The organism is Candidatus Thermoplasmatota archaeon, assembly GCA_038884455.1.
Taxonomy (GTDB): Archaea; Thermoplasmatota; E2; order DHVEG-1; family DHVEG-1; genus JAWABU01.
Genome location: JAWABU010000045.1, coordinates 1 through 13,063 on the forward strand (window position 1 = coordinate 1; position 13,063 = coordinate 13,063).

Genomic DNA, 13,063 nt, shown 5'->3' on the forward strand with positions numbered 1-13,063 from the left:
AAAATCTGTAAAAAAGCTTGTTGAATTATGATTTTTTCTGTTTGCTGTGCGTGATTCTCACAGCAAAATGAGACGTTATGCTGAATTTATGGATTCATTTCGGGATGTAGCCGTGCCACAAACTATATGTCCACCGAAAATATACCAAAACTCAGGAGGCAATATTGATTATGCATTCAATTCGGAGAGCAGTTGTCGCAGGCCAATTCTACCCTGGAACAAAAACAGCACTTCTTCGGCAACTTGAAGAATGTTTTCTTGATGATCGAGGCGTTGGAAAACGACCAACCTTGGGGGTACAGCCGCGTCTCCAAGGACTCCTCGTCCCCCATGCAGGATATCAATATTCAGGAGCAATTGCATCCCATGCATACTACGAACTTGCTGCTCATGGCTTTGCAGAAACCTTTGTCATCCTTGGACCAAATCACACAGGTACCGGGTCAGGAGTATCTCTGATGATGAAAGGTGCTTGGACAACGCCTCTCGGGGAAATCCCGATTAATGAAACAATTGCAAAAAAACTTCACAAAGGTATCATAGATGCCGATGACACAGCCCATTATTATGAGCACTCCATTGAAGTACAACTCCCTTTTCTACAATACGTCGCACAGGGCAAATCCTTTGATTTTGTTCCAATCTGTATGATGATGCAAGATGAAGACACCGCCTATGAGATTGCAACGATTCTCGTAGATGCTATCAAAACAAGTCAACGCCGCATAGTACTCATAGCAAGCACTGATTTTTCCCACGTCGGGTTCAACTATGCAACCATGCCCCCACAAGGGTTACGTGTCGATGAATTTGCCCACCGACAAGATGCCTATGCATTAGAAAAAATACGCAACTTTGACCCTGCAGGACTTATTCGAACAGTCTATGAACACAATATTACTATGTGTGGTTATGGCCCAGTTGCTGTAGTGCTGTGGGCAGCACAGAAACTTGGGGCACAGCATGTCGAACTGCTTAAATATGGGACTTCCTATGAGGTTCACCCGAGTAGCTCCTGTGTTGGCTATGCATCTTGCAGTATCTATTAAACCTGGTGAAAAAACTATGAAACAACAAGTTCGTGATATTCAGCCTGCTGAAACTTCTACGGTAAATCAACTTATCCGCGCATTATACCAGAGCGGTGGTTTTTCAGCAAAAAAAGTCGCTGATGGTGTTGATATTATTGAAACTATGATTCGAGATAAAAACTGCTACAAGTTTCTCTCCTTTCCTGCATGCATTATCTCAACGGGCACACGCGGCATCATCAAAGAACTTGTGAAACAGAAACTTTTTGATGCCATTGTCACAACAACAGGTACACTTGATCATGATCTTGCCCGCCTCTGGAAACCGTACTATCACGGTTCTTTTATGGGTGATGATAAAGAACTCTACGAGAAAGGAATCAACCGACTCGGCAACATCTACATTCCCATAGAGTGTTATGGAACCATCCTTGAACAAAAACTTCAACCAATGTTTACAAACATCTTTCAACATCAGCGGAAATGGTCGACCAGGGATCTTATTTGGGAGGTTGGTAAACAACTTCAACGGGAAAAAAACAAGGAGACGTCCATCATTTATTGGGCGTGGAAAAATCAACTACCTATCTACGTTCCAGGTATAACCGACGGTGCTTTTGGATCGCAACTCTGGATGTACTACCAAAATCATCGAGATATCACCATGGATCTTTTTAAAGATGAACAAGACCTCGCAGATACGATTTTCACCTCAAAAAAGACTGGTGCGCTCATCATCGGTGGCGGCATCTCTAAACACCATGTTATCTGGTGGAACCAATACAAAGAAGGGCTTGACTATGTGGTTTACATCACAACTGCGGTTGAGTACGATGGCAGTCTTTCTGGTGCGCAAACCCGGGAAGCCATATCTTGGGGTAAAATCAATGAGAAAGCACCGCATCTCACCATTGAAGGCGATGCTACGGTTCTTCTTCCACTCATGATCAGTGCACTCTTTGAACGACTCCAGTCATAAAAACCAATACTCTTATATCACAATGAAAACATGTCATAGCCTAGTTCTATGACCGAAGCTGGGAACTGGATTAGAGAACATATTATCCGCTATCAACAACATTTACCAGGTATTACGTTTATTCTCACTGTTTTCGTTATCCAATTGCTTGCACAAAACTTTCTCTTTTTTTTCCCTTCACTTCAACGTGTTCTCAGCTGCTATCTCCTCATAACAATTCTTCTACTTAACCTCCCCTTTTCACACATAAAAAAAAGCTTGAATCAAAACAAAATTCAGATACTCTATGCGTTTATTCTCATCTTTTTCTCTTTGATTCTACTTCTTACGACTCATTCTGTTGTTCTAAGTCTTTTCAGCATTCCTGTGTTCCTGAGCGGACTTAAGATTCTCCTTCGATTCCAAAACGGTCGCCGATATGATCTTGTCCTGCTCATCGGATCTAGTTTTGTATATGCTCTGATATACCTCTGTTACTACCAGATATCGTATTGTTATGCTGTGATACATACATTTTCTCTTGCTATCTCTTCGCTAGTTGGTTTTCTGCTTCAAAAACCGATTCTCCTTGGACCAACTACCAGCGGATTTTTTATTTTTATATTTACCATGATCGTTGTTTTAAGTAGTATATGTTTTCACTCACTAAAAATAACACGTAAGTATCTCAAAAAACTTGGTGTCATGATTGCGATCCTGTGGTTCCTCTGGATCTTCACCCTTGTCATCCTCGCAGAACTCTCCTTTGATCTCAAAAACAACCTCCTCAGCTTTCAACTTGCTTTTTTTATCGCAACACTTCTACCTACAACCACATTCATCTTTTCAAACAAATCTCTGTCATTAGACGAGAGATACAGCAGTAGATGCTCCTCTTCTTCTTTGCACCAAATCATTCTCAATAAGAAAATTTGGGCTGCTCTCCTCGTCTGCATCGCAATAGTAACCCTCACTTTATTTCCTTTTATGACTACCGTACAAAAGGATCAACCAAAACTGCTCTTCTATGCAGAAAACATGCTAGGAACGTGGGATACACCATGCTATGGACGGTATAGCGGTGATGCAGCGGGCATGTTCGGACTTCTTCCCATCTATCTTGCACGAGCTGGTTACAACACCACATTGCTCGTGTACAACAAAACACAGTTTCTTGTTACACATCAACCAACATCAGAAAATATCACTAGATATATCAACCTCACCGATACAACCAGTTTGCTCGAAACAGGAGAAGTCACTGATGACATTCTTAGAGATTTTGATGTTTTCATCGTTATCAATCTGAACACTTCATTTACTCCACGGGAACATGCTGCTCTTCTTCGATTTGTTGAACAGGGTGGTTCACTGCTCATCCTTGGTGATCATACCAATGTGAGTGGAATACGAGATCCCCTCAATCATCTAATAGCGCCGTTTGGTATTTCATATCGTTTTGACTCAGCACTTCCTCTTGACACGGTACATCAATGGTTTCCTACAACCTACATAAACTACCATCCAATCACCACAGGTATTACTGATTTTTCTGACATTCATATTCATGTCGGTGCATCACTTACCATAACGCCTGATGTGTTTCCACTTATCATTGGTACCTATGGTTTTTCAGATCAGGGAGATCGGGATAACCAAGACATTTCCTATCTTGGAGATTACCGGTATGATCCTGGCGAACAGATTGGTGATGTTGTTCTTGCAGCAACAACTACGTATGGATCAGGAAAAATCGTTGTTTTTGGTGATACCAGCACGTTTCAAAACAGCGCACTTCCCATGACTTACCCGTTTGTTACCAACATTTTTTCCTGGTTGTGCTCCTCTTCACTTTCCCAATGTCTTCTCTACACGGTATCGGGTGCACTCTTTCTATTTGCTGCTGTCTTGTATCTGTCTGCTCGGAAGCATCGTTTACCACAAGGAGTGATCCCGGTTTTCGTCTGTCTTACTCTCCTCCTGACACTCCAGCTTAGCACAACACGTATACCTCAGAATACCTTACCAACACACTGTGCAGTGATTGATCGATCCTTTCTTGAACGGTTCAATTCGGTACCCTTTACTGAACAATCGCTTTCTGGGTTCATAATCAATCTCCAACGAAACAATATACTCCCGGTTATTACAAAAACATTCTCAGAATCCTTGGTACAAAAGAGTGTTCTTCTCGTCTTCAATACCCCAACAAAATCTTTCACCTCTGAAGAACTCAGGATCCTTGACACCTACATGCAGTCAGGTGGCATTGTTCTGCTCACGACAGGATTTTTTGATAAACCAGCTGCATCACCGCTGCTCAAACTCTGTGACCTTGACATTGTTGACATACCACTTGGGCCGGTACCAAAACCTTACCTTCACAACACATCTCCTGATGAACAAGAACCACAGTTTGTCGATGCTTGGCCGATCGCCTATACTCCTTCTGATACCATAGAATCGTATTATACCTTCTCGTATGCACAACAAAACTATACCCTCGTTATATTTTCAAGGAGAGGTGACGGTGGTCTGTTACTCATTAGTGATAGTACGTTTCTTTCTGATGCTAACCTTGAATCAATTTATGATTACCATCCAGGGAATATTATTCTTCTCAAAAATATCATTGATGAACTCTTTGCTTACGAGGTGAAACCATGAGATATCTGCTCTGGCCTGCATTCCTTTTTTCTTCATGTAGTCTTCTTTTTTTTATTCCGCTCTACACCTCCATTGATGTTCTCTTTGGTGTGTTCCTCATTCTCTGCAGCATCATTCTTACCACCCTTGCATTGCGGACAACACCACCTTTGTTCATTCCGAAAAAAATTTGTCTGTTCTCCCTTGTTCCTCTGTGCGTTGCACTGCTCATTATACCATTCCCGATAAGTATCGGCGTGATTCTTCTCAGTGGCAGTTTCATCCTTTTTATACTTGGTACTCTGATAAACCAACGAAATCTTCTTTTCCGAGTTGCAACCGGCATCTTTCTCCTTGGACTTATTGTAACAATACAAATAGGATGTACCTCTGTTTTCACCGTCATTGCAGCTCATATCCATCGCATTGACCTACTTTCTCCTCTTATTACCTTTCTATTAAATCTCTTCGGAACACCGAGTACAACCAATAGTGGCATTGTGTATCTTCAAACCATGCACGCACCATACCCGTTTACCACCACGCTTGAAAAACTTGGATTCTATCCATTTGCACTCTATACTCTCGCAGCAGGTATTCTCCTTCTGCTCTTCACCGGAAAAAAACGCATCCTTTCATCCTTCTTCATTTTTATTGGTGTTGGATTTATTTACCTTCTTTTTAGGTATGCAACACTTATTCTGCTCTATGCTCATACCACAGATCTTTCTCTCTTCTGGAACCCGCAAATCACAATACTTTCCTTTATTCCTTTTGCTTTGCTTCTCATGAAGATACTCCCTTTGATTGGTTCGCATCTCAACAGTAACACCTTCAAAAACCAACACTCTATTAAAAAAACCACCGTTACTCTCCTCTCGGTAGTTCTTTGGAGTTTCCTGCTGATACTTGCGGTCACCTACCAAGACCCTGGTTTCAAAAAACAAGGAAGAATTCTCATCGATGAATACCATTCCCAATGGGAAGACTCAACACAAATGGTGAATACCTCCTGGTACGGAGAACTCTCAACCTACAACTATTTCTCATGGATTCAGTATGTATCGTATTATTATGATGTTTCTTACAATGTCAACCATACATTAACCTCAGAACTTCTCAGCACCGTCGACATCCTGATTTTAAAATGTCCAACACAACCCTACCTTGATGAAGAAGTCACCACAGTTCATGAGTTTGTACAGAATGGTGGCGGAGTTTTTCTCATCGGAGATCATACCAATGTCTTCGGCATGAACACCTTCCTAAACCAGATATCAGAACCTCTCGGCATTCGATTCAATAACGATGCGCTCTACCATCTTGAAACTCGAAAACTTACCACCTACACACCACCGAGTGTGCTTGCTCATCCGATCGTTCGTCATATTCCAACGTTTGAATTTATGACGTCTTGTAGTCTTGAACCAACATCGCTTCTCAGTTCGATTACCATGGAAAACATCATGATTGGAACACAGATCATCAGCGAGCCAGGAACCTATGCTACTGAGAATTTTTTCAGATCATCGTTTGGTTCTACAGATTCAAATTACGGGTATTTCGTTCAATGTGCTGCTTTTTCCTATGGTAAGGGCCGTATAGTTGCCTTCACAGATAGTACTGTTTTTTCAAGTTTCTGTGTATTCACCGATGGGTACGCTCCTTTTAGTTTATCTGTTTTTCAATATTTGAACACCGTGAACACCTTTGGTTTTATCCGGTCAATCCTCGTCCTATTATCAATATTCTTCATGGGTGTTTCTCTTTGGATCCTTCGCCATGATGAATTACTCAAAATAATATTCATCTTTGTCTTGATAGCACTTCTAGTCCTATCAAGTACTTTGCCAGTCATAACCATGTATACAACATCGATGTATACACCACCTACTTCACATACTGAGATACCGTGGATTTGTTTTGAACAGGAATATAGCAATGCAACAATTATTCTCCAACCAACACCAAGCTTATACACAGATCCGAATAATTATGGAACCATGTATGTATGGACGCAACGCCTTGGATACATACCAACAGTCAGCTTCTCACTTGAACGGTCAACACAACAATATGATACACTTGTATTCATCAATCCAAACAAACCATTCTCCTTAGAAACTCTTCAACACATCGAACGATTCCTGAACACTGGAGGAACTCTATTGATTTTTGATGGGATTCGTAATCAACACTCAACAACCAATGATCTCATCAATTCCTATGGAATGTCCTTGACTGTTGAAACAAACAGTCTTTTTGTACCGCCTGAGTCATTATCCAATACAACAATCTGTAATGACAGTAGAGTGGTAGTACAACCATATTTAACTATCAAAGGTGGAGAAAAACTCATCGAGAGTGATAATAACAGCAGTTTCTGTTCTCAAATCCGAATCACCAACGAACAGACCAATAGCACAGGAAGAATTATTGTTTTTACCGACAGCTATTGTTTCAGCGATGCAGTTATGGGAAGCCCGTTTACCATGCCAACAGATCATCAACGTCGTGTCTATGCGACTTTGTATTATTTATTAGAGAAAATTCGTGAGGAACATTAACTGTTCTTTCATCGGTTTTGCTCGTCATGCGAAGTATAATCAATAACAATTCTAATACGATGTAAAAGATATGTTGAGGTACTGGGTATGCTTGTTAAGGAGGCAATGACCAAAAAGGTTGTAACTATTGAACATACTGCGACAGTCTTCGATGCATGTATGCTGTATCGTGAAAAAAAAGTTGGCTGTCTTGTTGTCGTTGATGGTGAAAACTGTGTAGGGATTGTCACCGAACGAGACCTCATAGAACGATCCATCTGCATGCGTAGAGATCCTGAAAAAACCTTAGTTAAAGATATTATGTCCTCAGACATTAAAACCGTACATAGTCTTGACCATGTTGATACCGCCTTAGAAATCATGACGCGATATCATATCAAAAAACTCCCTGTGGTCATGGATAATAAAATCGTTGGTATCATCACCGTAACAGATATTTCAAAAACGAAATCTGATCTTTCGAAAAGGTTTATCGAAAGCTGGGTAAAACCAACTTGGAAAGATTAAGTTTACTGGATCTTTCCTTTAGAGGTAGGTAAATGGTTCTTTATGATTATCTATTCGTTTTGCACCGATGCATAAAAAGGCAAATTCGAGATTTTTCACCTGCTGATCAGTTAATCCGGTCCTTCGAATAACCATCTCGTCGTATTCATTAAATATAGTTAATGAGCGTCTCTGTGGATCATAAACAGCTTTCCATAGATAATGACCATGCATCCATACCCAGATATGTACGTTTTTTATCTGCATTACTCTCAACTCTTCTTTTTATTTGATCTGATGGGCAAGGTTTTTTGCTCGTATACCAACAACAAATGATTTCGTGATACATTCGATTTCATATGCCTCTTCGGCAGAGGAGATTTGCCCGACGATTCTCATCACCATTTTTCTCACGTCCTTGATTTCTATTTTCTTGTTTTTCTTTAAAACGTCTTATTGTACACTTCCTACCCAGGTTCTATGACACCTCGTACCAATTTTCCTTTAAACAAAAACGTTTAATTAGCACAGATGCCATTCGTAAAAGGAAGTATTGTTGGGAGAGAATATGGTATATGCAAGGCATCAACCGAGTTGTGATACCTGTTGATCGTTCAGATATCTCACGAATCGCGGTTGAACATGGTGCTCATCTTGCAGAGCTTCTTGGTGTTGAAGTATCAATCATCTCCATTGATGATACCCATCAGTTTATGGCATCACCACTTCTTGAACAAAAAATACGAGGACAACATGAAGCTATCCTTCAGGGATACAAAAAAATGATCGAAGGAAAAGTTATAAAGGTTCAAACAGAAATTATTGTCGGAAGTACTCCTGCTGATGAGATCGTCAAATATGCTCAAGAAGGTGATATCCTTGTTATGGCAACCCGTTCGAAAAAGGGGTTAAATCGATGTGTTCTCGGGAGCGTTTCTGATGAGGTTCTCAAGCGGGTTGACTGCCCCGTCATGATTCTAAAATCAAAAAATCCAGAAGAATATTTCGTATAAAGAAAAAAGGGTAACGAGGAGGAAAAACCTACACAGAGGTTAATCCGCATCAGTATGTTTCTTTTTTTTGTCGCCTTTCACCTTAAAATCAGCATTAATTGTTTTGTCATCTCCATCATCAGGTGAACCTTGCCAACTTTCTTTACTTGCTCCTGATGATGTCTGGTGCTGTTGAGCTTGTTGTGCTGCTTGCTGATACAAGGTTGTTGATGCTTTCTGTAATGCTTCATTGAGCGCTTCTGTTTTCTTTTTAATCTCCTCGATATCATCACCAGTAAGTGCCTCACGGAGTTCTTTCAATCGCTCTTCGATATTCTTCACATCATCAGAGCTAAATTTATCTTTCAGCTCCTTGAGTGTTTTCTCAGTGCTATACACCAAGCTATCAGCAGTATTTCGAACCTCAACTTTTTCTTTCCGTTTTTTATCCTCTGTTTCGTGTTTCTTTGCTTCTTGTTTCATACGTTCGATTTCACTATCTGATAATTTTGTTGAACCAGTAATCCGAATCGATTGTTCTTTTCCAGTTCCAAGATCTTTTGCAGAAACCTTGATAATCCCATCGACATCGATATCAAAAGTAACTTCAATCTGTGGTATCCCCCGAGGCGCTGGGAGAATACCATCGAGATGGAAACGACCAAGACTCTTATTGTCAGCAGCCATTGGTCGTTCTCCTTGCACGACATGGATTTCAACACTGGTTTGGTTATCTGCTGCTGTAGAGAAGATCTTACTTTTCTTCGTTGGAATTGTTGTGTTCCGTTCGATTAACGGTGTTGCCACACCACCAAGTGTCTCGATACTTAACGTTAGTGGTGTTACATCAAGAAGCACGATATCTTTGTTGATATCACCTGCGAGAACTCCTGCTTGAATAGCTGCTCCAAGAGCGACACATTCCATAGGATCAACATCACGTTTCGGTTTTCTTCCGAAAATCTGTTCAACTTTGTTGACCACAATTGGCATGCGGGTCGGACCACCAACAAGCACGATATGGTCGATATCTGATGGTTTCAGTTTTGCATCCTCAAGTGCTTGCCGGCATGGTTTTTCAGTTCGATCAACAATCGGTCCAACCAGTTCTTCAAGTTTTGCTCGTGTAAGTTTTAGTTCTAAATGTTTTGGCTCGTTATTAACTACTGTGATATACGGGAGGTTGATGTCGGTTTGTAAGGTAGTTGACAATTCCATTTTTGCAGTCTCAGCTGCTTCAAGAAGTCGCTGTAATGATTTTGGGTCTTTTCGAAGGTCAACGCCGTGTTCTTTTTTGAATTTTTCAGCCATATAGTCAACAATGGCTTTATCCATGTCTGAACCGCCAAGTTGTGTGTCACCATTTGTTGAAAGGACTTCAAAGACACCATCGCCGACTTCCATGAGCGTTATGTCAAATGTTCCACCACCAAGATCATAGACTGCGATCTTATGATTTCCTTCTTTGTCAAGACCATACGCAAGTGCTGCGGCTGTTGGCTCGTTGATAATCCGTCGTACGTTAAACCCAGCGATTTTTCCTGCGTCTTTGGTTGCCTGTCGCTGGTCATCGTTGAAATATGCGGGAACAGTGATAACTGCATCGGTAACCGGTTCTCCAAGGAATGCTTCTGCATCTTTTTTGATTTTCTGTAAAATAAACGCTGATATCTGCTCTGGAGTATATGTTTTTCCGCGTATGGTTACTTTTTCACCTCGTCCCATCTTTCGTTTTATCCGCTGGATGGTTCCTTCAGGGTTCATAACTGCTTGTCTTTTCGCTGCTTCACCGACAAGCATTTCTCCATCTTTTGTAAAGGCAACAACTGATGGAAAATATGGTTGTCCTTCAGCACTTTTAATAATTGCTGGTTTTCCAGCCTCAATATATGCTACTTCAGAGTTCGTTGTTCCTAAATCAATTCCTACAATTCTGCCCATAGTTCTTTCCCTCCTGTTGAGATTGTTCTGTTTTTTTATTGACGACGACCTGTGATGGTCGGAGGAGTTTATCACCAAGGAAATATCCTTTTTTTACTTCGTCAACGATCATTCCATCAGCACAGTCGTGTTTTTCAACAGTTGTAACCGCATGATGAATAGTATGATCAAAGGTTTTTCCTTTACAGTCTATACATCTAATATTTTCTTGTTGGAATATTTTTTCAATATTGCTCAGGATTAATTTCAATCCTTGCTTTGGGTCAGGATCTACATAAGCTTTTTGGAGGAGCTCATGGAGATCGAGTAATGTGATGAGGTACTTTTTTTTGTTTTCTTCATCCCTATTTTGGCATTCTTTTTCCATGCGTTTCTGAGCATTTTGCATATCTGCATATGCTCGGAGAAGCTGCTCTTTTTTTTCGGTTAGTTCTTGGTTTAAACGAGCGATCTCTTCTTCATATTTTTTCATTTTTATTTGTAAGGATGAACCGGATACTGTTTTCTTTTTTTCACTTGGAGTTTTTGTTGTCATAGATCAAAAAATAGAAAAAAAAGAAAAGAAAGTTATAGATGTTTTTTGCTGTTAGTAGTCCTCGCCACCCATTCCGCCCATTCCACCGCCGCCTGGTGGCATGCCACCTGGTCCACCGGGTGCAGGGCTACCGCCTTTTGCTGCAATGACATCATCGATTCGTAAGATCATCGTTGCAGTTTCTGAGCTTGTTTTGATTTCATTGACGCTGACGCGGAGCGGTTCGATGACATTCAATTTCAGCATATCTCCAACTTTTCCGTTGATTACATCAATACCGGCATATTTGTTTCCTTTTTTGTGTTCTCGGCGGATTTCAAGCATCATGTCAATTGGGTCGAGACCTGCGTTTTCTGCGAGCGTTTTTGGAACTATTTCAACAGCATTTGCAAACGCTTCGATTGCCATTTGCTCTCGGCCACCAACAGAGGGAGCATAATCTCGTAATGCCATAGCAATAGCGGTTGCTGCGGATCCACCACCAGTTGTCATTTTGCCGTCTTCAATCGCTACTTTAACGACAGACAGTGCATCATGGAGTGCGCGTTCAAGTTCATCAACAATATGTTCAGTTCCGCCACGAATAAGGATCGATACTGCCTTGGGATTTTTGCAGTCGGTGACAAAGGTCATTTTGTCATCGCCGATTTTTTTCTCTTCAACAAGACCGGCATTTCCAAGATCTTTTGCAGTGAGATCATCGAGTTTTGCTACGATGCGCGCGCCGGTTGCTTTTGCAAGTTTCTCCATATCGCTTTTCTTTGCGCGTCGTACCGCATAGATACCTTCTTTTGCAAGGAAGTGCTGCGCGAGATCGTCAATTCCTTTCTGACAGATGAGAACATTTGCTCCACTCTTTTTAACTTTTTCAACCATTTTTCGAAGCATTGATTCCTCTTCATCAAGGAATGCTTGGAGCTGCGTTGGATCATTAATTTCGATTTTTGCATCAACTTCTGTTTTTTTGACTTCAAGCGCTACATCGACGAGTGCAATTTTTGCATTTTTGACTTGTTTTTCCATACCTTCATGGACGCGTTCTTTGTCAAGGATGATACCTTTAATGATTTCTGTGTCTTGGATAGAACCTCCTTGTTTTTTCTGGATTTGGATATTGTCCAGATCAACAACGTTCTTTCCACTGCTATCTTTCTCAACAACACTAGTTACTGACTCGACAACAATATCTGCGAGTAGTTCTCGAGCTGAACTTGCTCCTTTACTTGCAATTGATGTCATAGCGATATTTTTTAAGGTTTTCTTGTCGTCAGCTTTGATTGGTATAGCTAGTTTGTTAAGTGTTTCAATCGCTTTTTCAGCGGCTAGACGATATCCTCCGCAGATGACGGTTGGATGAATGTTTTGGTCTAATAGATCAGCCGCAGATTTGAGGAGTTCTCCTGTGAGAATAACTGCAGTTGTTGTTCCATCTCCGCATTCTTCATCTTGGCTTTTTGCGACTTCAACAATCATCTTTGCAGCAGGGTGTTCGACATCGATTTCTTTAAGTATTGTTGCGCCATCATTTGTTACAACAACATCGCCCATAGAGTCAACGAGCATTTTATCCATTCCTTTTGGACCCAAGGTTGATTTAACTGCATCAGATATTGCTCGTGCTGCCATGATGTTATTGTTTTGTGCGCCTTTGCCTTTTTCTCGTTTTGTGCCTTCTTTTAATATAATTATTGGTTGTTGACCTCCGGCCATCATAATTTTTTACCTCCATATATTGTTAAAAGTAGTACCGGAATATAATCACTTCTATATAAATGTTTCTCTTTTTTGGGCTACATCCCGAAATGAATCCATAAATTCAGCATAACGTCTCATTTTGCTGTGAGAATCACGCACAGCAAACAGAAAAAATCATAATTCAACAAGCTTTTTTACAGATTTTTTCAACA

The 13,063-nt window shown here is 40.7% G+C and carries 10 protein-coding genes; 6 read left to right on the plus strand and 4 right to left on the minus strand.

Annotated elements, in window-relative coordinates:
• Positions 1-170 precede the first annotated feature (170 nt).
• The 5 genes from QXL17_07505 to QXL17_07525 all read left to right on the plus strand — a co-directional run bounded on the left by QXL17_07505 (position 171) and on the right by QXL17_07525 (position 7,709).
• On the plus strand, positions 171-1,049 hold the full coding sequence (locus QXL17_07505) for an MEMO1 family protein (GenBank protein MEM4258975.1): 879 nt from the start codon (positions 171-173) through the stop codon (positions 1,047-1,049).
• 16 nt (positions 1,050-1,065) lie between these two features.
• On the plus strand, positions 1,066-2,010 hold the full coding sequence (locus QXL17_07510; protein MEM4258976.1) for a deoxyhypusine synthase: 945 nt from the start codon (positions 1,066-1,068) through the stop codon (positions 2,008-2,010).
• 48 nt (positions 2,011-2,058) lie between these two features.
• The gene (locus tag QXL17_07515; protein MEM4258977.1) at positions 2,059-4,656 is read left to right on the plus strand and encodes a hypothetical protein; all 2,598 of its coding nucleotides are present in this window, start codon (positions 2,059-2,061) and stop codon (positions 4,654-4,656) included.
• Positions 4,653-7,202, plus strand: a complete 2,550-nt coding sequence (locus tag QXL17_07520; protein MEM4258978.1) for a hypothetical protein — start codon at positions 4,653-4,655, stop codon at positions 7,200-7,202. The genes QXL17_07515 and QXL17_07520 overlap by 4 nt, the downstream gene beginning before the upstream one ends.
• An 87-nt stretch (positions 7,203-7,289) precedes the next feature.
• A complete protein-coding gene (locus QXL17_07525) occupies positions 7,290-7,709 on the plus strand; it encodes a CBS domain-containing protein (GenBank protein ID MEM4258979.1) in 420 nt (139 codons plus the stop codon).
• Between the two features lie 18 nt (positions 7,710-7,727).
• Here the strand turns inward: QXL17_07525 and QXL17_07530 are convergent, their stop codons facing one another.
• Positions 7,728-7,955 carry a hypothetical protein gene (locus QXL17_07530; protein MEM4258980.1) on the minus strand — a complete coding sequence of 76 codons (228 nt, stop codon included), beginning with the start codon at positions 7,953-7,955 and terminating at the stop codon, positions 7,728-7,730.
• A gap of 308 nt (positions 7,956-8,263) precedes the next feature.
• Between QXL17_07530 and QXL17_07535 the strand changes: the two genes are divergently transcribed.
• Positions 8,264-8,701, plus strand: a complete 438-nt coding sequence (locus QXL17_07535; GenBank protein MEM4258981.1) for a universal stress protein — start codon at positions 8,264-8,266, stop codon at positions 8,699-8,701.
• A gap of 39 nt (positions 8,702-8,740) precedes the next feature.
• On the opposite strand, the gene dnaK is transcribed toward QXL17_07535, so the two are convergent.
• From dnaK to thsB, 3 genes are read right to left on the minus strand one after another with little or no spacing between them, the layout of a single operon-like run.
• On the minus strand, positions 8,741-10,621 hold the full coding sequence (dnaK, locus tag QXL17_07540) for a molecular chaperone DnaK (protein MEM4258982.1): 1,881 nt from the start codon (positions 10,619-10,621) through the stop codon (positions 8,741-8,743).
• On the minus strand, positions 10,599-11,156 hold the full coding sequence (locus QXL17_07545) for a nucleotide exchange factor GrpE (protein ID MEM4258983.1): 558 nt from the start codon (positions 11,154-11,156) through the stop codon (positions 10,599-10,601). The genes dnaK and QXL17_07545 overlap by 23 nt, the downstream gene beginning before the upstream one ends.
• 51 nt (positions 11,157-11,207) lie before the next feature.
• Entirely contained in the window at positions 11,208-12,866 is a 1,659-nt protein-coding gene (gene thsB / locus QXL17_07550) for a thermosome subunit beta (protein ID MEM4258984.1), read from the minus strand.
• Positions 12,867-13,063: the final 197 nt, after the last annotated feature.